Genomic DNA, 22472 nt, shown 5'->3' with positions numbered 1-22472 from the left:
CAATCGGCCCGCCCAGGGTGAGCGCCTAACCGGGTGCGGCATCCGGGGTCGGCCGATGAACGTTGTGGCCAGCGTCCAGCAGGGCGGGGTAACGGTTGTCGGCCGAAGGCCTTCACCCGGCACGACGGCACAGGTAATCTCGAGAGGCACGCTCGGCCCGTTTCCCATGACTTCGGCCTCGATTGACGCCGGTCAAGATGATCCACGCGGCCCTGGTGTGGAGTGAAGGGAACGTTTCGTCCTCGAGGCTGGACAGGGAGACAGGTCCCATGCCGCTTGCGCTGATCATCCTGCTGCCGCTGACCGGTGCCTGCCTGCCCGCCCTGATGCGGGGGCGATCCTCACGCCTGCTCGCCTCGGTCTCCGCCCTTCCCGCCGTCTTCACCCTGCTGCTGCTGCTGAGCTGGCTGCCCCACGTCATGGGCGGCGGCGAGGCCGAAGTCCAGCGGCTCAGCTGGCTGCCATCGCTGGGCCTCGACGTGGCCTTCCGCCTCGACGGCCTGGGGCTGCTGTTCGCCCTGCTGATCACAGGGATCGGCTGCCTGATCCTGCTCTACGCGCGCTACTACTTCGAGGGCAAGTACACCTCGGCGCGCTTCTTTACCCTGGTGCTGCTGTTCATGGCGGCGATGCTGGGCATCGTGCTCTCCGAGAACCTGCTTTTCCTGCTCGTTTTCTGGGAGCTGACCAGCCTGGTCTCCTTCCTGCTGATCGGCTACCACACCCACGACCATGCGGCCCGGCTCGGGGCCCGCATGTCGCTGGTGATCACCGGCGGCGGCGGGCTGGCGCTGCTCGGCGGCGTGGTGCTGCTGGGCCAGGCCGCCGGCAGTTATGAGCTCTCCACGGTGCTGGCGGCCGGCGACCGGATCCGCGCCCACGAGCACTACGGCCTGATGCTCAACCTGATCCTGCTGGGCGCCTTCACCAAGTCGGCCCAGTTCCCCTTCCACCTCTGGCTACCCCACGCCATGACGGCGCCCACGCCGGTCTCCGCCTACCTGCACAGCGCCACCATGGTCAAGGCGGGCCTGTTCCTGGTCGCCCGGCTGCACCCCGCGCTGGGCGACACCTCACTGTGGTTCCACCTGGTCACCCTGACCGGCATGGTGACGCTGATGCTCGGCGCCTTCGTGGCGATGTTCATGCACGACATGAAGGGGCTGCTGGCCTACTCCACGGTCTCCCACCTGGGACTGGTCATGCTGTTGCTGGGGCTGGGCACCCCCATGGCCGTGGCGGCGGCGCTCTTTCACCTGCTCTGCCATGCGCTGTTCAAGGCGCCGCTGTTCATGATGTCGGGCTACGTGGATCGCGCCACGGGCACCCGTGACATGCGCAAGATCAACGGCATGTGGCGCTTCATGCCGGCACTGATGGTGCTGTCCGGCATCTCTGCCGCCGCCATGGCCGGCCTGCCGCTGATGAGCGGCTACCTGAGCAAGAAGATGCTATTCGGGGAGAGCCTGAAGGTCACGGCACCCGACTGGGCGGTGGTGGTCGTCCCCCTCTGGGTGACCCTGGCCGGCCTCTTCTCGGTGGCCTACTCGATCCGCATCTTCCATAACGTCTTCTTCAACGGCCGACCGATCGACCTGCCAACATGGCCGCCGCGCGCGCCGAGAGCGGCAGCGCTGTCGCCCATCGCGCTGCTGGCCCTCGCCACCCTGCTGGTAGGGCTGGCCCCGGAGGCCTTCTACGCCGGCCTGGTCCACCCCGCCTTCGCCGCAGCGCGCCAGGCCATGGTGACGCCCTTCGACTTCGCCACCCTCGGGGGCCGGGTGCCGATGCTGATGAGCCTGTTCGCCCTGGCCGGCGGCGCGCTCTTCTACCACTGGCGCGCCCCCCTGTTCCGCCTCCATGCCCGGCTTCCCGAGGTCGACGCCAAGGAGATCTTCGACTGGCTGATGAGCAGCGCCATCGCCCTCTCCCAGCGTCGCGTCTTCCAGCTCGAGAACGGCTCGCTGCAGCGCTACCTGACCTTCATCATGGCCACCGTGGTGGTGCTGGTGGGCCTGGAACTCGGCGGCGTGACCCGCTGGCACGGTGGCGCGGCGCTCGCCCCGATCGACCCGCTGACCCTGCTGGCAGCCGTCCTGCTCTGCCTGGCCGCCATCGGCGTGGTGGCCTTCCACCACTTCCGCCTGCCGGCACTGCTACTGCTGGGCGTCACCGGGCTCTTCGTCACCGTCACCTTCGCCCGCTTCTCGGCCCCCGACCTCGCCCTGACCCAGCTGATGGTGGAGGTGATGGCGGTGGTGATCATGATGCTGGCACTCTCCTTCCTGCCACAGACCTCGCCCAGGGGCTCGACCCGCTTCAGGATGGGGCGCGACCTGGCCATCGCCGTGCTGATGGGCGTCGGGGTGGCGGCCTTCAGCTTCGCCATCCTGACCCGCCCCCACCGGACGATCTCTGACTTCTTCCTCGCCAACAGCGTGCCAGGGGGCGGCGGCACCAACGTGGTCAACGTGATCCTGGTCGACTTCCGCGGCTTCGACACCCTGGGCGAGATCACCGTGCTGGGCATTGCCGCGCTGGCGGTCTTCGCCTTCACCCGCGACCTGCACCTCAAGGAGCGGGTGGTCGAGACCAATCCCATGCACTGGGTGGCCGAGCCGCACCCGATCATGCTCAGCACCGTGGCCCGGCTGGTGCTGCCCATCGCCCTGCTGGTCTCGGCCTACATCTTCCTGCGCGGCCACAACCTCCCCGGCGGCGGCTTCATCGCCGGCCTGATCACCGCCGTGGCGCTGACGCTGCAGTACATGGCGGGCGGCCTGGCGTGGGCCCAGTCGCGCATGCTCACCGCCTTCCGGCCGCTGATCGGCGCCGGCGTGCTGATCGCCACCTTCACCGGCCTGGGCAGCTGGCTGTTCGGCTTCCCCTTCCTCACCTCGGCCCACGGCCACCTGCACCTGCCGCTGGTCGGCGAGTTCGAGCTGGCCACCGCCATGCTCTTCGACCTCGGCGTCTATGCCACCGTGGTCGGGTCGACGCTGCTGATACTGGCCAACCTCGGCAAGCTGATGACCGTGGCCGGCCCCGGCAAGGAGATCGGCTGATGGAACTGCTCTACGCCATCACCCTCGGCGTGCTGACCAGCTGTGGCGTCTACCTGCTGCTGCGCGCACGCACCTTCACGGTGATCCTCGGGCTGACGCTGCTCTCCCACGCCGTCAACCTCTACCTGTTCGCCTCGGGGCGCCTGGTCGCCGGCGCGCCGGCCATCGTCGGTCTCTCGGAGCGCTCCGCGGACCCCTTGCCCCAGGCGCTGGTGCTCACCGCCATCGTCATCGGCTTCGCCATGACCGCCTTCGTGGTGGTGCTGGCCCTCAAGGCTGCGGTGGAGCTGCGCAACGACCACGTGGATGGCGAGAACCCCGACGAGGATCGCGGATGAACCATGCCCTGATCCTGCCCATCCTGCTGCCGCTACTCACCGGCGCCGGCCAGCTGCTGTTCTACCAGGCGCCCTTCCCCCTGCAGCGCCTGCTGGGCTTCGCCAGCACCTTCTGGCTGTTGCTGCTGGGAATCTGGTGCCTGCTGGTCGCCGGCGGCGGCGAGCACCTCATCTACAATGCCGGCGACTGGCCCGCCCCCTTCGGCATCGTGCTGGTGCTCGACCGCCTCTCCGCGGTGATGCTGGCCCTGACCGCCGTGCTGGGCCTGTGCTGCCTGATCTACGCCAGCGGCGGCACCGACCAGCGCGGCGCCCACTTCCACGCCCTCTTCCAGTTCCAGCTGGCCGGCCTCAACGGCGCCTTCCTGACCGGCGACCTCTTCAACCTCTTCGTGTTCTTCGAGATCCTGCTGATCGCCTCCTACGCCCTGCTGCTGCACGGCGGCGGCCGCGCCCGCAGCCGCGCCGGGCTGCACTACGTGATCATCAACCTGGCGGGCTCGGCGCTGTTCCTGATCGCCCTGGGCACCCTCTACGGCCTCACCGGCACCCTCAACATGGCCGACCTGGCGCTGCGCGTGGCCGAGGCCCCGCCGGAGGATGCCCCGCTGCTCGCCGCCGCCAGCCTGATCCTGCTGGTGGTATTCGGCATCAAGGCGGCGATCCTGCCGCTGCTGTTCTGGCTGCCCCGGGCCTACTCGGCCGCCAGCGCCCCGGTGGCCGCGCTCTTCGCCATCATGACCAAGGTCGGGATCTACGCCATCCTGCGGGTCTTCCTGCTGGTCTTCGCGCTGGGCGAGTCCCCCGTCGCCGCGACCGCCTGGGGCTGGCTGTGGCCGCTGGCGCTGCTGACCCTGGCGCTGGGCGGCGTCGGCGTGCTGGGCTCGGACAGCCTGCGCACCCTGACCGCCTACCTGGTGATCCTCTCGGTGGGCACCCTGCTCGCGACCATCAGCCTGGTGACCCCGGCCGCCCTGGGCGCCGCGCTCTTCTACCTGATCCACAGCACCGGCATGGCCGCCGTGTTCTTCCTGCTCGCCGACCTGCTGGGCCAGCAGCGCGAAGAGGGCTACGACCGCTTCTCGGCGACCGGCCCCATCGGGCATCGCTGGGTGCTGGGCACGCTGTTCTTCATCGCCGGCATCGCCATGGCAGGGCTGCCCCCCTTCGGCGGCTTCGTCAGCAAGGCGTGGATCCTCCAGGCCAGCGCCAGCCAGCCCCAGGGGCTGTGGCTGTGGGGGATACTGCTGGCCTCGGCCCTGCTGGTGGTCATCGCCATCAGCCGCACCGGCAGCAGCTGGTTCTGGCGCCCGGGCGAGATGGCCAGGCCGTATCCGCTGCGCCCCGGGCTGCTCACCCTGGTGGCCACCATGGTCGGCCTCAACGGCGCCCTGGCGGCGTTCGGCGAGCCGGTAATGGGCTACCTCGAGCTGACCGCCGCGCAGCTGCTCGACCCGCACGCCTATATCGACGCCGTGCTGCCGGACCCCCGCGCCGCCGGCCAGGAGGTCTCGCCATGACGCCCGCGTTCCGTTCCCGGCAATTCTGGCTGCCGCGCCCGCTGTTCTCGCTGTTCCTGGCGCTGCTGTGGCTGCTGATGGTCAACGAGGTCAGCGTGGCCCATGCCCTGCTGGGGCTGGCCCTGGGCGTGGCCATTCCCTTCGTGACCCACGGCTTCTGGCCCGAGGAGGCGAAGATCCGGCGTCCCCTGCCGCTGCTGCGCTACCTGCTGGTGCTGCTGGTGGACATCCTGCGCTCCAACCTGGTGGTGGCGCTGCGCATCCTGCGCCCCGCCCGCCACCTGCGGCCGGGCTTCTTCACCTACCCGCTCGCCCTGGAGGACGACTTCGCCATCACCATCCTGGCCAGCACCATCTCGCTGACGCCGGGCACCGTGTCGATCCACTACGACGCCGAGGCCAACACCCTGCTGGTGCACGCCCTGCACCTGGAGGACGAGGCCGAGACCATCGCCGCCATACGCGAACGCTACGAGAAGCCGCTCGAGGAGATATTCCGATGATCGCTTTCGTGATACCGGTCGCCATGACGCTCTTCGCCGTCGCCGCCCTGCTCAACCTCTACCGGCTGGCCGTGGGCCCGGACATCGTCGACCGCATCCTCGCGCTGGATACCCTGATGATCAACAGCATCGCGCTGATCGTGCTGGCCGACATGCGGATGGGGCTCGGCGTGCTGTTCGAGCTGGCCCTGCTGATCGCGCTGATGGGCTTCGTCGGCACCGTGGCCATGAGCAAGTACCTGCTGAGGGGGGACGTCATCGAATGACCAGCATCGACATGCCGTGGCCCCTGCAGCTCGTCGTCGCCACCTTCCTGCTGTTCGGCGCCCTGGTGGCGCTGATCGGCTCCTGGGGGCTGGCCAAGCTGCCCGACTTCTACACGCGCCTGCATGGCCCCACCAAGGCCAGCACCCTGGGCGTCGGCTGCACGCTGATCGGCTCGCTGCTCTACTTCAGCCACCAGCAGGACGGCGTGTCCGTGCAGGAGGCGCTGGTGACGATCTTCCTCTTCGCCACCGCCCCGGTCAGCGCGCACATGATGGGCAAGGCCGCCCTGCGCCGGCGCCTCAAGGGCGTGCCGGGCACCCGCAACCTGCCCGACCGGTAGCCCCTCCGTTACGGCTCGGCCACCGGCTGTGCCGAGGGCATCTCCCGCCGCTCGTCGCCGGCGGCGATGGGGCGCCCCACGGTGAGCGCCTCGCGCAGCTCGGGCACCATCTCGCGGTAGGCGACATCGGCCTGGGCACCGAGGCCGTCCAGCACCTTGGTGAAGAAGGCCCGCGCGGCGGCCACGGCCACGACGTCGAAGATCTCGTCATCGCCGAGCCCGTGTGCCCGCAGGCGGTCGATGTCGGCCTGGGTCACGCCGGCGGCGTCATCGGCCACCTTCGCGGCCAGGGCCATCATCTCCCGCTCGGCGGCGTCGAGCGTGTCCCGGCCCTCGAGGAGCGCCCGCAGCTGCGGCGTGCCCACCAGCCCCGCCAGCGCCTGGCCGTGGGCCAGCGCGCAGTAGGAGTTACTCAGTGAGCGCGCCGCGGCCAGGGTCACGAGCTCGAAGCGGCGCGGGTCGACGTGACGCCGGATGCTCGCCAGCAGGGCCGCCCAGCTCGCCATCACCTCGGGGCGATGGGAGAACACCCGGGCATAGTTGGGCAGGTAGCCGAAGTGGGCCTGCTGGCGCCGGTACATGGCCAGCACCTCGCCCGAGGCCTGCTCGAGCGCAATCGTGTCGATGAAGCTCATCTCGTCGTGCCTCCCGGTCATGCCACGCTGGTGCGCGGATGCAGCCAGCCCGGCAGCAGGTCATAGGGGTCGATCTCCACACCGCGGCGATAGGCGATACCGCTGGCGTCCAGACGCCGACGCAACGAGCCGTCCCGCCAGGCATCGAAGAGCTCGGTGCAGCCGCCGATCGACTCGCCGCCGACGAAGACCCGCGGGATGGTGGCGGCCCCGGTGCGCTCGGCCAGCACCGCGCGGATCCTGCCGCCAAGGTCGCCCTCCTGGTAGGCCACCGCGTCGAGGTCGACGCTGCGGTAGTCGATCCCCAGGCGCGCGAAGAGCTTGCGCACCGACCAGCAGAACTCGCACCACGCCAGGGCGAACATCACCACCGGCTCACCCGCCACGGTCACGTCGACGAAGCGCTCGGCCTCGGGATCCAGCGCCACTACCGCCGGCGTCGTCTCCGCCGGGCGGGGTGGCGACGCGGGGGCATCGAAGCGGTAGCCCGGCGTGGAGCGCGACAGCGCAAGCTCCTCGTCGCTCATCGCCTCGCCGATGCCCTCGAACAGCGGGGTGGAGAGGTAGCGCTCGCCGGTATCGGGCAGCATGCAGACGATATTGCTGCCGGGCGGTGAACGCCGCGCCACGTCCAGCGCAGCGGCCAGGGTAGCCCCGCTGGAAATGCCGACAAAGATGCCCTCGCGACGGGCCAGCTCGCGAGACAGCCGCAGCGCCTCGTCGCCGGCCACCGGCACCACCTCGTCGACATGCTGCGCCGCCAGGGCGTCCTCGGTGAGCCGCGAGATGAAGTCCGGGCTCCAGCCCTGCATCAGGTGGGGACGGAAGCGCGGATGGCTGGCCGAGGGGCCACCGCGGGTATCCCGCGGCTGCGCGATGCCGCTGCCCAGCAGGGCGGCGTTGTCGGGTTCGGCGACGACCACGCGAGTCATCGGATCCGCCTGCTTGAGCACCCTGGCCACCCCCTTGAGGGTGCCCCCCGTGCCGAAGCCGGTCACCCAGGCGTGCAGGGAGTCCTCGCGGAAGTCGTCGAGGATCTCCCGGGCCGTGGTCCGCGAGTGCACCTCGGCGTTGGCCTCGTTCTCGAACTGCCGGCAGAGGAAGTAGCCATGGCGGTCGGCCAGCTCCAGCGCCTTGTTGAGCATGCCGGTGCCCTTCTCGGCCGCGGGGGTCAGCACCACCCTGGCCCCCAGGAAGCGCAGCAGCTTGCGCCGCTCCACGCTGAAGCTCTCCGCCATGGTCACCACCAGCGGATAGCCCTTGCGCGCGCAGACCATGGCGAGCCCGATGCCGGTGTTGCCGCTGGTGGCCTCGATCACCGTCTGGCCGGGGCGCAGCGCGCCGTCGCGCTCCGCCTGCTCGATGACGGCCAGGGCCATGCGGTCCTTGACCGAGCCCATGGGATTGAACGCCTCGAGCTTCACGTAGAGGTTCACCCCGGCGGGGGCGAGCCGGTCGAGCCGCACCAGCGGCGTGCGGCCGATGGTGTCCAGGATACTGTCGTAGCGTGCCATGTCGCTGCTCCTCGTTATCGGGATCGGTGCCTTGCAGGATCAGCCTGCGCCGGCCCCGAGGGAGCGGGCGTGGTAGACAGCGTGGTATTTTCCGATCGCGCCCCGCGGGCGCAGTCGCAATGCGCGCTATACTCAAGGGTGGTCTCTCTTCTGGGAGGGGGCAGGCGATGAACGCACTGACCCTCAACGTGCTCGGCGATCTCGAGGTGGTTCGGGATGGCCGGGTGCTGACCCTCCCGCCGTCGCGGAAGACCCGCGCCCTGCTGGCCTACCTGGCGGTGAACGCCCGCCCCCTCGGTCGCGAACACCTCTGCGACCTGCTGTGGGAGATTCCCGACGACCCCCGCGGCTCGCTGCGCTGGAGCCTGTCGAAACTGCGCCGGCTTGTGGATGAGCCCGGCCGGCCGCGCATCATCGCCGACCGCCTCGGCGCGGCGCTCGATACGCGCGACCTGGATGTAGACCTCCTGGCCCTGCACGGCGTCCAGGGGGAGGCCCTCGAGCAGCTCGACATCGCACATCTCGAGCACATCGCCGCCCGCTATCGCGGCCCCTTCCTGCAAGGACTCGAGCTGCCGAACTTCCACGACTTCCACAGCTGGTGCCTGGCCGAGCGGGAGCGCGCCCTGCGGGCCCAGGTCGCGCTGCTCTCGACGCTGGTCAGTCGCCTGGCCGAGGGCCCCGAGCGGGCCCTGATCCATGCCCATGCGCTGGTCCGGCTGGCGCCCTTCGACGAGGACGCCCGCGCCCGCCTGGTGCGGATGCTGATGGCCCTCAACCGCCCCCGGGAAGCCGAGCAGCACTACCGGCTCGGCCTGCGCCTGCTCGGCGAGGCCGGTATTCCCTCGAGCGGCGCCCTGCTGCGCGCCCGGCGAGTGCCGACCGTCCACCCCGCCACCGGCTCCCCGCTTCCCCGTCAGGACAACGAGGCGCGGCCGCCGGCGGTCGATACGGCGCCGGCGAAGACCCCGGCCATCGAATCCTCCCCCCCGCTCGAGGGCGAGCCGCGGGAGGTGCTGAGTTGGGCCGCGCTGCTGGGCGCCTGCCCGAATGTCGCCGTCTTGGCCCGGCTCAGCGGACTGGAGGCCCAGCGCATCGGTGCGGCCCTCGAGGTCGCCGAGCAAAGCGGCCTGCTGAAGGCCACCGAACATGGGCTGTGCTTCGCCGATGACGAGCTGCCACGCCGCCTCTACGAGGCGATCTCCCCGGCGCGGCGCCAGCTGATGCACCGCCATGTCGCCGAACAGCGGCTCGGTGATGCCCTCCTCGACCTGGACAGTGCCGCAGAGCTCGCCCACCACGCCCGACGGGGCGGTGACCCGGAACTGGCCGCCGAGGCCCTGGTCGCGGCCGGACGGGTCTGCCTGCGCTTCTTCGCCAACGACGAGGCCCTGCATCTCGCCCGCCACGGCCTCGAGATGGCCGAGCGACTCACCGGCGCTCGCCGGGTCTGCCTGCTGCTTGAGCTGCGCGACGTGATGCTCCATGCCGCCCCCCTGGCGGACTGGCAGGATACCGCCAGGGAGCTGGTGACCCTCGCCGAACAGGCCCTGGAACATGGTGCCCTCGCCCATGCGCGGCTCGGCTACCAGCTCGCCAGCCAGGTTCGCTGGTCCCATGGCCAGTGGCGGGATGCCCACGAGGAGGCGCTGCAGGCCGAGCGGGTCACCCACAGCGCCGAGGACCGAGACCAGATCGTCGCCATGGCGGAAACAGCGAAGTGCCTGGCGATGCTGGAGCGCGACCTCGACCGTGCCGCCGGGATGCTCGACGACGCCCGCACGCTGGCCAACCGGCAGCGGCTGAGTCACCCCGCCATCCCCATGGCCCTTGCGCTGATGCGCTTCCACGACAACCGCCTCGACGAGGCAGAGGGTCACTTCAAGGAGGCGCGGACCCTGTGCAAGGCCAGCGGCGATCGACTCGGCGAGTTCCAGGCCAACGAGGGCCTGCTGATGCTGGAGCTCGAGCGCGGCCACTACCCCGAGGCCCTGAGGCGCGGCATCACCCTCGTGGAGATCGGCGAGAAGCTACGCGAGGGCAGCGAGGCCCCCTTCGCCTGCGCCGCCCTGGCGCTCTGCCGCTATGCCCTCGAAGACCAGGCCCCCGAGGACCAGGCGCCCCCCCTGGAGACCGCCCTGGCAACGCTGCGTGACGCCGATGCCAGGCACCGGCTCTGCGGCCTGCTGATCCACGCGGCCCGGCTCGACCTCGCGCGGGGCCGGGCGCTCGACGCCATCGCCCGGGCCGGGGAGGCCCTGACGCACGCCCGGATCCTGGAGCGTGCCACCGAGCAGCTGCTCGCCCATGGCGTGCTGGCCGAGGCCCACCGGGCGACCGGGGACCGCGACGCGCAACGCCATCACGCCCAGGCGGCGGCCGAGTTCGCCCGGCGGCCTGTCGCCCGCTGGGCGCGACTCAGGTCGGCGGCCCTGCTGGCCGATACCCGGCCGGAGGACACCGCATGATCGACCTCGTGCTGGAGCGCCGCTTCGCGACACCGCTCGGCCCCGAACTGGTCAGGACGCTGTCGGAGGCGGCGGAGAGCTGCTTCGCCCTTCACCGGGTCGCCTGGCAAGGCAGCCTGCTGGCGCGGGACGGTCGACGCATGGTCTGCCGCTTCCGGGCCCCGGATGTCGAGTCCGCGCGCAACGCCCTGCGCCAGGCCGGTGCCGAGGTCACCACCCTCTGGCCCGGCACGCTCCACGACGCGCCGGGTCTCGACGCCGGGGCGCTCGCCGCGGCCAACGTGCTGGTGGAGCGAGCCTTCGCCGCGCCGGTCAGCCTCGCGGCGCTCCAGGCCCGCGAAGATGCCGGCGCGGCCTGCCTGCAGAACCACCGGGTGCGCTTCGTGCGCACCTTCTTCTCGCGGGACGCCACGCGCATGCTCTGCCTCTACCGGGCCCCGGATGCCGAGTCGGTGCGCCTCGCCCAGCACCAGGCCGGCATGCCGCTGGAGCGTGTCTGGGCCTTCCGCGCGATCCTCCCCGGCCTCCCGGTCGATTCAACGCTCGCCCTCTGAAAAACCACGCGCTCTCCCACGCCGGCTCCCACGTGCCGGCGCCAGAGTCGTGCCTGACGGGTGAGACCACCCGTCATGCCACGACAACCCCGAGGAGAGACCACCATGCAGACCGCCATCCGCGAGATCGACAACGGCGTCAACGTCAGCGCCCTGCTGGGCGCCCGTGAGGCCCTGTCCCAGGCCCCCGAGGCCGCCCGCTTCACCTGGCGCGCCAGCTGCGACTGGGTGATGGGCACCCACAGCCGCGCCACCGTCGAGGGCTTCCACGGCCTCGGCGAGGAGCAGCGCCACAAGACGCGCTCCGCCTTCGATACCGACCACCCCGAGGTCTTCGCCTCGGAGGACCATGGCCCCACCCCCGTGGAGTACGTGCTGGTGGGCCTCGCCGGCTGCCTGACCGCCGGTGTGGCCGCCGTCGCTCAGCACCGCGGCATCCAGCTCAACTCGGTGCGGGCCCGCCTGGAGGGCGACATGGACATCCAGGGCATCCTCGGCATGGACCGCGACGTGCGCAACGGCTTCGACGACGTCCGCGTCATCTTCGAGATCGATGCCGACGCCACCCGCGAGGAGATCGAGGCCCTGGTCGCCCAGTCGCAGAAGCGCTCGGCGGTCTACGACATCCTCACCAACCCCACCCACGTCTCGGTGCAGGTGAAATGAGCGACACTCGCCCCGGACGGCGGCCCCGCCCGCCCCGCGCCGTGACCGTGGTGGTCATCGGCGCGGGCCAGGCCGGGCTCGCCATGAGCCACTACCTCGGCCGGGCCGGCATCGAGCATGTGCTGCTGGAACGTGGCGAGGTGGGCAACGCGTGGCGCCACGAGCGATGGGAGTCGCTCCGGCTGCTGACCCCCAACTGGCAATGCCGGCTGCCCGGGCTCCGCTATGCGGGGCCCGACCCGGACGGCTTCATGACCATGCCCCAGGTGGTCGACTTCCTGCGCGACTATGCCCGGCGACTCTCGGCCCCGGTGCAGGCCGGCACCACGGTGCGCTCGGTGCGGCCGGCAGACGGTGGCTACCGGGTGATCACCGACCGGGGCGAGTGGCGCTGCCGGGCGGTGGTGATCGCCAGCGGTGCCTTCAACCTGCCCGTCGTCCCTCCCCTGGCCAAGGCATTGCCGGCATCGGTGGACCAACTGACGGCGCGGGACTATCGCCACCCGGGCCAGCTGGCACCGGGCGGCGTGCTGGTGGTGGGAGCCTCGGCCAGCGGACTGCAGCTCGCCGATGAGCTACAGCGCGCCGGCCATGCGGTGACCCTGTCGGTGGGCGAGCACGTGCGCCTGCCGCGCCGCTACCGGGGCCGGGACATCCAGTGGTGGCTGGACGCTGCCGGCATCCACGACCAGCGCTTCGACAAGGTGGACGACATCGAACGGGCCCGCCGCCTGCCCTCGCCACAGCTGGCCGGCGGCGACGCCCGTGCCACCCTGGACCTGAATGCCCTGAGCGCGCGGGGCGTCAGGCTGGTCGGCCGGCTGGTGGGATTGCAGGAGACCCGGCTGCAGTTCTCCGGCTCGCTGTCGGCCCACTGCGCCGCGGCGGACCTCAAGCTGGGACGGCTGCTCGACACGCTCGATGCCTGGGCGCGGACCCGGGGGCTGGACGGCTGCCTCGAGGCACCGCAGCGCTTCCCGCCGACCCGCCTGCCGAACGCCCCCTGCCTGGGGCTGGACCTCACCCATGGCGGGATCCGCACCGTACTCTGGGCCACCGGCTATCGCCCCGACTACCGCTGGTTGCAGGTGCCGGTGTTCGACCGCAAGGGACAGCTGCGCCATCACGGTGGCGTGGTCGACGCCCCGGGGCTCTACGTGCTGGGCCTGCCGTTCCTGCGCCGGCGCAAGTCGAGCTTCATCCACGGGGCCGACGACGACGCCCGGGAGCTCTGCGACCACCTCGCCGCCTGGCTGGCCCGAGGCGGCCGCCAGGGCACCATACGCCGTGCCCTGACCAACGCGCTCGGCGCCTGATCTCGCGCTGGCCCGAGCGGGCGGCGCGCACTCAGCCTTGCGGCTTGCGCGCGGTAATGGTCCAGGAACTCGAGCCCATCACGATCTTGCCCTCCTGCTCGAAGGGGGCGAGCGCCTGGCGGAGCGCCTCCTCGATCTGGGGGCGCTGCCGCTCGGCCTCCTCGCCGGCCTCGCGAAACACCTCCCCGGCCGGCCCCAGGGCGAGCTGGAAGCGCATGGCGTTCTCCACCGAGTCACCCACCTCGACCGGCCCGTCGTTGCGCTCGAAGGCGATGTTCTCGAAGCCGGCGATCTCCAGTTGCTGGGTGACCACCTCGGAATTGGCCATGGAGAAGGGCCCCGGGCCACAGGTGCGGGCGTCCTCGCCGGGCGGCGGCAGGAAGTCGAGCACCACCTGCTTGGGCAGCCCCAGCCAGGGGTTGTCCTCGATATCGCGCCAGACGATGAACATCAGCTCGCCGCCCGGCTTGAGGGCCTTGTGGACGTTGCGCATGGCCACTACCGGGTGCTCGAAGAACATCATGCCGAAGCGCGAGAAGCACAGGTCGTATTCCGCCTCGAAGGGGTAGCGCTCGACATCGGCGGCGATGAAGCGCAGGTTGTCGACGTCCGCCTCCGCGGCGCGGCGCCGGGCGTCCTCCAGGAACTGAGCGACGCAATCCAGGCCCAGGACCTCGCCCCGGGGACCGGTGCGGCGCGCCAGCTCGATGGCGGTGTCGCCCCAGCCGCAGCCGACATCGAGGATCCGGCTACCGGGGGCGATATCGAGTCGCGTGAGCGGAACCCGGCTATGGTAGCTCAGGCCATTCATCAGGATGTCCTGGAAGCGATCGAACTTGTCGGCCAGGGTGTCGTTCCAGAACTCGACGTATTCGCTGGGGGGTTGTGTGGCCTGTTGCATGGCGTACCTCCAGGAAGGGGGCCATGGGTGTCGCGGCGTCGTGGCGCCGCAGCGCGGCGACGGGGCATCACGCTGCCACGACCCGCCGCCTACCTACCAGTTCTAGCAGCTGGTCTGCCTTCCTGCGGCGCCTATCATGATTCAGGCCCATGAACGGGCCAGGGCCTGCCGGATCTGACCGATCCTCGCGAAAGAGCCGGGGTTGGAGGCAGCGTTATCGATCTGACGGACAGTCAGCATTTCACTACGCGATTAACTTATTACTGACGGATGTATCAGGCTCTTAAATGACCAGATATTCGGATCTCTTTTTACACCCGAAATGCATCCCGACTCCCCATAAAGTGAAAAAAAGTCTCACATCGAAATGATTCAGCTTACAAGCCATGGGCTACAATTAAACAGCCCAAGCCAGACCTCCCTGACGGCGATCACAAGACCCTGCACACAGGCCATGAGCGAGTCCTCCTGATGTACCCGCATGTCCTGCAGGGACGCTTTCCTTGCCCCCTCGAGATCCACCAGGCCGACGGCACGGTGCCTACCGGTATGGCATGGCGCCGTAGGATTCACCCCGGTATCGGGGCGTCAATCGGTACCCAGGATCGGCAACCGATGACCGTTACTGCCTCGATACCTCCACGAGGCAATCACCATGAAACTCATGGCATGCAGTTCGGCCCTGATCATTGCACTGCTGTCCATCTCTTCGGTTCCTGCGGCAGACTCGGTGTATCTGGAAGAGCGCATGAAACGCCTTGATGAAAAGGCGAATACATCCACCGTGGTACCGACAACGATGCAGCAAAAGATGGGAACGCGCACCAGGGGAGCGAGAGCGGAACCCGTGTCCATCATGTCCCCCGAGCCCTGGTGGCACTGACATCGAGCACCGGTCATAAAGTGCCACCCGGACAAGGACCATGGTGGACAAGCAGCACCTCTTTCCCCGCCACGGCTCGCCTTCGAGCCGTGGCGGCTTCCTGTTACGTCGTGGGGAATCCGCAGCATTCCGGCAACCGGGCACGCCCTCTACCGGCGCGTGAAGCGACAAGAGAGCGCGCCGTCTCGGCGCCCTACCGGGAACGATCAGGCGTTATGGACCACCCGCCCGAGCTCGCCGATATCGTAGCCGCCCAGCGTCTCGGCCCGCTCGGCGAAGCGCGCCTCCCGAGCGAAGGCGAGAAGCCGCTGGATCGGCGGCTCGAAGTAGCTGCGCCGCCGCAAGGCCAGGTCGAAGGCCTCCTCATGCAGGGGCACGAAGGCCAGCCCCTGGCGGCGGGCCGCCGCCTCGACCCCGAGCCCGGCGTCCGCCTCGCCCTGGCGGATCGCCAGCGCCAGGTCATCCTCGTTGAGCGACGGGTGGGCGGTGAAGCGCAGCCGGCTGGCCTCGATCCCCGCCCGGGCCAGCAGCCAGGTCAGCAGCCGCTGGGCCCCGGCATCAGGCTGCCGATGGGCCAGGCACACCGCCTCCCCGGCCAGGTCCGCCAGGCCGGTGATGCCCAGGGGATTGTCCGGCGCCAGCAGCAACCCCTGGCGCCGCGTCGCCCAGCGCACCGTCACCAGGTCGCGCATGCCGGAGAGCCCCAGCGCCTCGGGCCGGTTGTAGCCACCGCTTTGTTCGTCCAGCAGGTGCAGTCCGGCCACCATCGCCTCGCCGGCCAGCAGGCGCCGCACCCCGTCGCCGCTGCCGTGGCAGAGCAGCGCCAGCCCCGCCCCGCTCTCGCGCACCGCCCACTCCAGCAGCGGATCCTGGCTGCCCGCCAGCACCACGGGCACCGGCCGGCTGCTGGCCCGGTCGCCCTCCAGGTGGTTCATCAGCCAGAGGTCGATGCTCTGGCGCGGGAAGAGCAGCTTGCCGGTAACCCGCACGCAGGGCATCGCCCCCTGGCGCACCAGGTCGTAGACCTTGCGCTCCTTGAGGCGCAGGTAGTCGGCCACCTCGGCGGTGGTCAGGTAGGTACGGGATGCACTCCCCCGGTCGGTCTCCATGCGGCAAGGCCCTCGTGGCGCTAAAACTGTGGCGCTAGAACTGTCGTTATCCTGCATGGTACTGCATGAATTACTGCGTTGGATGCGTCTGTGCGTATTAACGCACATGATGCAGGGAGACCGCAGGAGCACATGATGTCCGACGATGCCAACGCCTTCCAGACCGCCCTGGCCCTGATCCTCGGGCGCGACCCCGACCTGATCGGGATCGTGGCGCTGTCGCTGCAGGTCTCGCTGTCCGCAGTGCTGATCGCCGCGCTGATCGCCCTGCCGCTGGGCGCGGCCCTGGCGTTGTGGCGCTTTCCCGGCCGCGGGGCGGTGATCGTGATCCTCAATGCGCTGATGGGGCTGCCCCCGGTGGTGGCCGGGCTGGCGGTCTACCTGCTGCTCTCCCGGGCCGGACCGCTGGGCGAGTTCGGCCTGCTCTTCACCCCCGGCGCCATGGTGATCGCCCAGGTGATCCTGGTGCTGCCGATCATCGCCGCCCTGACCCGCCAGCAGGTCGAGGAGCTCCATGGCGACTACCGCGAACAGCTCACCTCCATGGGCGTATCGCGGGCGCGCCGCATCCCGACCCTGCTGTGGGATGCCCGCTTCGGCCTGACGACCGTGATGCTGGCCGGCTTCGGCCGGGCCAGCGCCGAGGTCGGGGCGGTGATGATCGTCGGCGGCAACATCGACGGCGTCACCCGGGTGATGACCACCGCCATCGTGCTGGAAACCAGCAAGGGCAACCTGCCCCTGGCGCTGGGGCTGGGCATCGTGCTGCTCGGGCTGGTCGCGCTGGTCAACGCTGCCGCCCACCTGGTGGGCGAGACGGCGCGGAGGCGGTTGGGATGAACGACCTCAGGCGGCTCCCGGTGACAGCCATCCCCCCGCTCGCGCTGGAGGGCGTCGGCTTCGCCCATCGTGGCCAGACCCTGCTGCACCCCCTCGACCTGCGCCTTGAGGGCTGCCATCGCAGCCTGGTGATGGGCCCCAACGGCGCCGGCAAGAGCCTGCTGATGCGCCTCGCCCACGGCCTGCTGGCGCCCACCCGTGGCCGCGTGAGCTGGGAGGGCCGCCCGCCCCGCCAGGCGATGGTCTTCCAGCGCCCGGTACTACTCAAGCGTTCGGCACTCGCCAACCTCACCTATGCCCTGGCGATCAACGGCACGCCCCGCCGTCGACGCAAGGTGCTGGCCCGCGAGGCGCTGGAGCGCTTCGGCCTGGCGGCCCTCGAGAAGCGCCCGGCCCGGGTGCTCTCGGGGGGCGAGCAGCAGCGCCTGGCGCTGGCCCGCGCCTGGCTGGCTGAGCCCGAGGTGCTGTTCCTCGACGAGCCCACCGCCGCCCTCGACCCGGCCGCCATCCAGGCGGTGGAGGCCGCCGTGCGCGACTTCCACCGCCGCGGCACGCGCATCCTGATGACCACCCACGACCTTCAGCAGGCCCATCGCCTGGCCGACGACATCGTGCTGCTCTTCGGCGGCCGACTGGTCGAGCACAGCCCGGCCGAGCGCTTCTTCGCCGACCCGCAGACGCCGGAAGGCAGGGCCTTCATCCGCGGCGAGCTGGTCTGGTAGACCGCTGACGCCAACCACGCACCGCTCACTGCCACCACGCATCACTCGCGAAAGAAGGAAAGGCACCATGAAGAGAGCAGGACTCACCCTCGTTGCCATCGGTTTGACAGGCCTCTCGCTGGGCGCCTCGGCCCAGGACGAGGCCCCCTTCATCACCCTGGCCTCGACCACCTCCACCGAGGCCTCGGGCCTGTTCGACGCCATCATCCCGCAATTCACTGAAGAGACCGGCATCGAGGTCCGGGTCGTCGCCGTGGGCACCGGCCAGGCCTTCGAGATCGCCCGTCGCGGCGACGCCGACAGCCTGCTGGTGCACGACACCGCCGGCGAGGAGCGCTTCGTGGAAGCGGGCTATGGCACCGAGCGCGCCGACGTGATGGTCAACGACTTCGTGCTCATCGGCTCGGGGGGCGACCCGGCCGGCATCAGTGAGGCGGAGACCGTGGCCGAGGCCCTGTCGCTGATCGCCGAGGCCGAGGCCCCCTTCGCCTCCCGCGGTGACGACAGCGGCACCAACCGCGCCGAGCTGCGCCTGTGGGATTCCGCCGGCGTCGAGCCGGGCGGCGAGTGGTACCGGGAGCTCGGCAGCGGCATGGGCCCGACGCTCAACACCGCCGCCGGCATGGACGCCTACGTGATGAGCGACCGCGCCACCTGGGTCGCCTTCGACAACCGCCAGGACCTGGCACTGCTCTTCGAGGGCGACGAGGCGCTGTTCAACCAGTACGGCAGTATCCTGATCTCCGAGGAGCGCCACCCCCACCTCAAGCACGACCTGGCCGAGCAGTGGCACGCGTGGCTGCTCGCCGAGGAAGGCCAGCAGGCCATCGCCGAGTTCGAGGTGAAGGGCCAGCAGCTGTTCTTCCCCAACGCCCGCTCCGACTGACCCGGCGCTGACAGCGTCACATCCGCAGACCCGCAAGGGCCCGGCCACGTCCAGCCGGGCCATCAAAGCCCTGCTCTTCGCCGTCGAGCCTAACGGGTATACCGCTTAAGCTCATCGGCAAATTCACTCCGCAATCGCGTCCACTCCATCTTGAACCAGGGCGTATAGTCTTCCGGGCGGGAGGCCAGCTCGGCATCGAGCGCTGCGGGTGATATCCAGCACCAGTCGGCGATCTCCTGGCGGTTGGGGCGCGGCTCATTGTCAGTAATCCCCAGATATACCCAGCAAAGCTCGTGCTCGGCGCCGCTTGACCCGTACTGGACCTGATAGCGGAACTTGTAGAGGAAGGCGAGTTGCGCCTCGATGCCGACCTCTTGCCATAGTCGCCGGTGAATCGCCGCTTCCATGGGCTCGCCTCGGCGTGGGTGACTACAGCAGCTGTTGGACCAGCACAGCGACCACAGGCGCTTGCCTTCCGCCCGCTGCTGCAGAAGAAGCTCCCCGTCATGATTGAACACGAACAGCGAGAAGGCGCGATGCAGCACACCGTTTCCTTCGTGGCACTTGGCCTTGCTCAAATGCCCCAGCTCCCTGTCCTCGTCGTCGACCAGGATCAATTCCTCGTCATCGAAGGAAACGGTCTCGTCGCGCTCGCTTGAGCCAGTGCTAACCAATGATCACCTCCTTGGCCATGATACTTGTCTACTCCTTGTCATTGCCTAGCCGACGGCCATGACGTGCAGCTGATGTGCCATCACCATCGGAAGGCTCGGAAGCCCATGCGCTAAGCTCCGGATGTGGGCCCGCGAGCGGCCCGAGTGGCAACCCCATGGTCACACCGCTGAACAGCAGCTTGAGCATCCCATCATGACGTGTCGCCAGGCGGGTACTCGCGATGGCGGCCTTGACCGTGCGGCGTGGCACCTTGACCTGCCGACCCGTGCAATAGGTCGGCCGAGCATCTATCCGCCTGAGTGTGAGCACGGCCAGGCCGATGGCCCATAAGCAGAAACGCCTGATGCCGGTTTCTTTCGCTGGAACCATCAGGGTGTAGCGAAAGGCATTACGCAGATGGGCATGCGCAATACCGACCATGTAGCGCAGTGCGGTGGCGAACGCCGGATCACTGCGTCCCGGCGCCAGGCTCGTCACGTCCACACCAAACTCCCGAAACTCCTGGCGGGGCAGCCAGCAGACGCCACGTTGCCGGTCATCCCAAAGGTCCTTGAGGATATTGGTGAGCTGCAGGCCTTGTCCGAACGACGGTGCCAGGGCCAGCATCTCGGCACGCTTCTCATGCATGTCGCCTGAATGCTGACAGAACAGTTCGGTGAGCATTTCACCCACGACGCCTGCCACGTGATAGCAATAGCGGTCCACCTCGCCCAGGTCTGCCAAGCCCGCCAGGCTGGCATTGTCCTGGTAATGACCCATGCCCCGACACATGATGCTCACACACTTGACCAACGCCTGCTGTTGGGACGCTGCGAGGCTATGGGTGCAGCGGACGACCAGAGGCGTGTTGGCCATCAACTCTCGCTCATCCGGTGACGTGGCCGGCGAGAGCAGCGGCGTGACCTGCCGGGCGAAACGCTGGGCCTTCTCCTCCCCTCTCAGCACCGCCAGAAACCGCTGATGCAACAGGGTCTTCTGAACCGCGGAAAGCGCCGGTTCATCCTCCAGGGTGTCGGCGATACGGCAGAGCAGGTAGGCATTGGTCACGACCTTGCGCAGATCGGCCGGGAGCTGAGGGATGGTGAAGGCAAAGGTGCGCGACACCCCGCCAAGGACCTTGCCCTGATAGGCTTCTGCCTCTGCAATTCCGGAAGCCGTCGCAAGGGCCTGGGCCATGGCAGTACACCCATTCATGTGTGGCGATTGACCGGCCCGCGTGATGTGAAAGTCTCGAGACAGGCTGGTCAGGCAGGCTATCACGCTGGCCTCGGGAGGGTAACGACGCTCAGCCAACGTCAAGGCCCCCTCCCCGGCAGCTTTGTCGCGACCATGGCTCGATCCGCGGCAGTCCTGGCGACGGGGTCACGCCATCAGCACGAAGCCGTTGAACTGCCAAACCGTCAACAGCGTCAGCAGCAACACCACCACCAGCCCGACATGGCGCAGGCGCCGCCCCCGGGACCAGCCCTGGTCGCCCAGCACGGGCACCAGCAGGGCAAGCGCCCCCATGCTGGCCGCGCCCGCCAGCATGGCGACGCCCTGGGCGGCCACGAAAGCCGGTGGCGGGAAGTCGAAGAAGGCGAGCCCCACATCCTGCGTGATGGGCAGCACACCGGCCAGGGCCAGCCCCATGCTCACCAGCCACAGACCGGCGGCCAGCAGCGTCAGCCGTGCGGCCCAGCGCACCACGGCGCGACGTGCCGGCGGTCGCTCCCGGCCGACCAGCGCCACCACCAGGGTGGCGACGAACACGCCGCCGGCCAGGCCCAGGAAGGCCAGCCGCCAGCGCGGGTTGGCTAGCGGCCCGACCCGCTCCATCACCATGATCGGCTCCGGCACGGCCAGGTGCGTCACGGCGCCGCTGTCGTCGGCGAGAAAGCGCAGCGACTCGTGGCTGTCGGCCTGGCGGAAGTGCCCCTCGCCCGGCGCCGGCACCAGGCGCACCTGCCGCCCCCGGCGGCTCAGCACCAGCCGGCCGTCCCGGTCCAGGTGGACGCTGGCCATGTCGTGGTTGAGCAGCGCCTCGACGGTGGTATAGGGCCGCCGCGTGGAGAGGTAGTCCCCGGCATAGCGCGCCGGGTCGTCGGGCGCCGTGGCCGCAGCGGGGGCTTCGGTCGGGAAGTAGCGGCGCACCAGCTGCTCGACGAAACCCCGGATCAGCGCCTGGCCGCCGTTGCTGTTGGTGGAGATGAACACCCCCAGCTCGAGTTCGGGGATCAGCTGCAGGTCGGAGACGAAGTGCACGGTACCGCCGCCATGGCCGATGGCCCGGTAGCCGGCGATCTCGCTCTCGATGAAGCCGTGAGCCATCCCGGGCTGCCCCGGCGCCACTCGGTAGTGAGTACGCTGCATCTTGCGGGCCGTGTTCGGCGATAACAGCTGCACGTCGCCGAGGCGACCCTCGTTGAGATGGGCGCGCATGAAGCGCGCCATGTCGGTCGCCGTGGTGGAGAGGCTGCCGGCCGGCCCGATGCCGCCGACGAAGGTGAAGCCGCCCGGCCGGAAGGCGCCCTCGACCCATTGATAGCCCTCGCTGACCCGCTCGCGCAGGGCTGGCGCCATGGGGGCCTGCTCGCGCTGCGGTCCCCAGGGCTCGCGGAAGGTGCTGTCCCGCATGCCCAGCGGCCCCAGCAGGTGACGCTCGGCGTAGGCTTCCCAAGACATGCCGCTGACCTCGGCGACCACCAGGCCGGCCAGCGCCACCCCGTAGTTGGAGTAGGCCGGCCAGCTGCCCGGCGGGCGCACCTGGGCCGGGGCATGGCGGCGCAGGTAGTCACGCAGCGAGAGCACGGCGTCTGGGTCGTCCTCGAAGAGATGGCCCATGGCCGTGTCCTCGAAGCCAGGGGTGTGAGCCATCAGCTGGCGCAGGGTGATGGGCGCCGGATAGCGGGTCGCCAGGGGGAAGTCGGTCAGGATGTCGCGGATATCGGCGTCCAGGTCGAGCCGTCCCTGCTCCACCAGCTGCATTACCGCCGTCCAGGTGAAGAGCTTGGAGATCGACCCCGGCCGGAACAGGGTCCGCTCGGCCACCACCGGGCACCCGGCCTCGAGGTCGGCCGACCCGAAGCCCTTGGCCAGCAGCAGTTCGTCGTCCTTGACCACCGCCACCGTGACGCCGGCCACGCGGTGGGCTGCCATGCGCGCCGTCACGAAGCCGTCGACGAAGGCCCCCAGGTCCTGCCTTTCGATGGCCGCCCCCATGGCCACTCCCGCCCACAGCCAGGCCAGCAGGCCGCACAGGGCACCTCGCATGAGGTTCATGATCGCGTA

Annotated in this window: 21 protein-coding genes; 14 read left to right on the top strand and 7 right to left on the bottom strand. The window is 69.6% G+C overall.

The annotated features are described in order from the left end of the window. The first annotated feature begins 269 nt into the window (after nucleotides 1-269). Genes P8934_RS07580 through P8934_RS07555 form a run of 6 tightly spaced genes read left to right on the top strand, consistent with a single transcriptional unit; the run spans nucleotide 270 to nucleotide 6033 of the window. Nucleotides 270-3065, top strand: coding sequence for a monovalent cation/H+ antiporter subunit A (locus P8934_RS07580; protein WP_278033636.1), 2796 nt, complete (start codon nucleotides 270-272; stop codon nucleotides 3063-3065). Next, on the top strand, nucleotides 3065-3403 hold the full coding sequence (locus P8934_RS07575) for a Na+/H+ antiporter subunit C (protein WP_278033635.1): 339 nt from the start codon (nucleotides 3065-3067) through the stop codon (nucleotides 3401-3403). Before P8934_RS07580 ends, P8934_RS07575 begins: the two co-directional genes overlap by 1 nt. Next, entirely contained in the window at nucleotides 3400-4923 is a 1524-nt protein-coding gene (locus P8934_RS07570; RefSeq protein ID WP_278033634.1) for a monovalent cation/H+ antiporter subunit D, read from the top strand. The genes P8934_RS07575 and P8934_RS07570 overlap by 4 nt, the downstream gene beginning before the upstream one ends. Beyond that, nucleotides 4920-5426 (top strand): Na+/H+ antiporter subunit E, encoded by a 507-nt coding sequence (locus P8934_RS07565; protein ID WP_278033633.1) that lies wholly within the window; start codon nucleotides 4920-4922, stop codon nucleotides 5424-5426. Before P8934_RS07570 ends, P8934_RS07565 begins: the two co-directional genes overlap by 4 nt. Beyond that, a complete protein-coding gene (locus tag P8934_RS07560; protein ID WP_106231474.1) occupies nucleotides 5423-5692 on the top strand; it encodes a K+/H+ antiporter subunit F in 270 nt (89 codons plus the stop codon). The genes P8934_RS07565 and P8934_RS07560 overlap by 4 nt, the downstream gene beginning before the upstream one ends. Further along, entirely contained in the window at nucleotides 5689-6033 is a 345-nt protein-coding gene (locus P8934_RS07555; RefSeq protein ID WP_278033632.1) for a Na+/H+ antiporter subunit G, read from the top strand. Before P8934_RS07560 ends, P8934_RS07555 begins: the two co-directional genes overlap by 4 nt. A gap of 8 nt (nucleotides 6034-6041) precedes the next feature. Here P8934_RS07555 and P8934_RS07550 read toward each other — a convergent pair whose 3' ends face one another. Then, entirely contained in the window at nucleotides 6042-6668 is a 627-nt protein-coding gene (locus P8934_RS07550; protein ID WP_278033631.1) for a carboxymuconolactone decarboxylase family protein, read from the bottom strand. 17 nt (nucleotides 6669-6685) lie between these two features. After that, entirely contained in the window at nucleotides 6686-8182 is a 1497-nt protein-coding gene (cysK, locus tag P8934_RS07545) for a cysteine synthase A (protein ID WP_278033630.1), read from the bottom strand. A 167-nt stretch (nucleotides 8183-8349) separates the two neighbouring features. Here cysK and P8934_RS07540 point away from each other — a divergent pair, with 167 nt between their 5' ends. The 4 genes from P8934_RS07540 (at nucleotide 8350) to P8934_RS07525 (ending at nucleotide 13186) form a co-directional block, all read left to right on the top strand. Next, entirely contained in the window at nucleotides 8350-10650 is a 2301-nt protein-coding gene (locus P8934_RS07540; protein WP_278033629.1) for a BTAD domain-containing putative transcriptional regulator, read from the top strand. Then, entirely contained in the window at nucleotides 10647-11204 is a 558-nt protein-coding gene (locus P8934_RS07535) for a DUF4242 domain-containing protein (protein ID WP_278033628.1), read from the top strand. The genes P8934_RS07540 and P8934_RS07535 overlap by 4 nt, the downstream gene beginning before the upstream one ends. A 105-nt stretch (nucleotides 11205-11309) precedes the next feature. After that, nucleotides 11310-11870, top strand: a complete 561-nt coding sequence (locus P8934_RS07530; protein ID WP_278033627.1) for an OsmC family protein — start codon at nucleotides 11310-11312, stop codon at nucleotides 11868-11870. Beyond that, nucleotides 11867-13186, top strand: coding sequence for an NAD(P)/FAD-dependent oxidoreductase (locus tag P8934_RS07525; protein WP_278033626.1), 1320 nt, complete (start codon nucleotides 11867-11869; stop codon nucleotides 13184-13186). The genes P8934_RS07530 and P8934_RS07525 overlap by 4 nt, the downstream gene beginning before the upstream one ends. 31 nt (nucleotides 13187-13217) lie before the next feature. Here P8934_RS07525 and P8934_RS07520 read toward each other — a convergent pair whose 3' ends face one another. Next, on the bottom strand, nucleotides 13218-14087 hold the full coding sequence (locus P8934_RS07520; protein ID WP_278033625.1) for a class I SAM-dependent methyltransferase: 870 nt from the start codon (nucleotides 14085-14087) through the stop codon (nucleotides 13218-13220). A 655-nt stretch (nucleotides 14088-14742) separates the two neighbouring features. Between P8934_RS07520 and P8934_RS07515 the strand changes: the two genes are divergently transcribed. Beyond that, nucleotides 14743-14970, top strand: a complete 228-nt coding sequence (locus tag P8934_RS07515) for a hypothetical protein (protein WP_278033624.1) — start codon at nucleotides 14743-14745, stop codon at nucleotides 14968-14970. 206 nt (nucleotides 14971-15176) lie between these two features. On the opposite strand, the gene P8934_RS07510 is transcribed toward P8934_RS07515, so the two are convergent. Next, nucleotides 15177-16079 carry a helix-turn-helix transcriptional regulator gene (locus P8934_RS07510; RefSeq protein ID WP_278033623.1) on the bottom strand — a complete coding sequence of 301 codons (903 nt, stop codon included), beginning with the start codon at nucleotides 16077-16079 and terminating at the stop codon, nucleotides 15177-15179. A gap of 135 nt (nucleotides 16080-16214) precedes the next feature. On the opposite strand from P8934_RS07510, the gene P8934_RS07505 reads away from it, so the two are divergent. From P8934_RS07505 to P8934_RS07495, 3 genes are all read left to right on the top strand, one after another. Then, complete coding sequence (locus P8934_RS07505; protein ID WP_278033622.1) at nucleotides 16215-16919, top strand: ABC transporter permease; 705 nt, start codon at nucleotides 16215-16217, stop codon at nucleotides 16917-16919. Further along, entirely contained in the window at nucleotides 16916-17641 is a 726-nt protein-coding gene (locus P8934_RS07500; RefSeq protein WP_278033621.1) for an ATP-binding cassette domain-containing protein, read from the top strand. Before P8934_RS07505 ends, P8934_RS07500 begins: the two co-directional genes overlap by 4 nt. Nucleotides 17642-17708: 67 nt before the next feature. Beyond that, complete coding sequence (locus P8934_RS07495) at nucleotides 17709-18527, top strand: substrate-binding domain-containing protein (RefSeq protein WP_278033620.1); 819 nt, start codon at nucleotides 17709-17711, stop codon at nucleotides 18525-18527. 89 nt (nucleotides 18528-18616) lie between these two features. Here the strand turns inward: P8934_RS07495 and idi are convergent, their stop codons facing one another. The 3 genes from idi to P8934_RS07480 form a co-directional block, all read right to left on the bottom strand. Then, complete coding sequence (idi, locus tag P8934_RS07490) at nucleotides 18617-19201, bottom strand: isopentenyl-diphosphate Delta-isomerase (RefSeq protein WP_278033619.1); 585 nt, start codon at nucleotides 19199-19201, stop codon at nucleotides 18617-18619. 28 nt (nucleotides 19202-19229) lie between these two features. Continuing rightward, nucleotides 19230-20378 (bottom strand): phytoene/squalene synthase family protein, encoded by a 1149-nt coding sequence (locus tag P8934_RS07485; protein WP_278033618.1) that lies wholly within the window; start codon nucleotides 20376-20378, stop codon nucleotides 19230-19232. 186 nt (nucleotides 20379-20564) lie between these two features. Further along, nucleotides 20565-22463 (bottom strand): serine hydrolase domain-containing protein, encoded by a 1899-nt coding sequence (locus tag P8934_RS07480; RefSeq protein ID WP_278033617.1) that lies wholly within the window; start codon nucleotides 22461-22463, stop codon nucleotides 20565-20567. Nucleotides 22464-22472: the final 9 nt, after the last annotated feature.

Origin of the sequence: Halomonas sp. CKK8 (assembly GCF_029625235.1) — a bacterium.
Lineage (GTDB): Bacteria > Pseudomonadota > Gammaproteobacteria > Pseudomonadales > Halomonadaceae > Halomonas > Halomonas ventosae.
The sequence above is the reverse complement of the archived record's forward strand: the minus strand, read 5'-3'. Positions and strand labels throughout refer to the sequence as shown.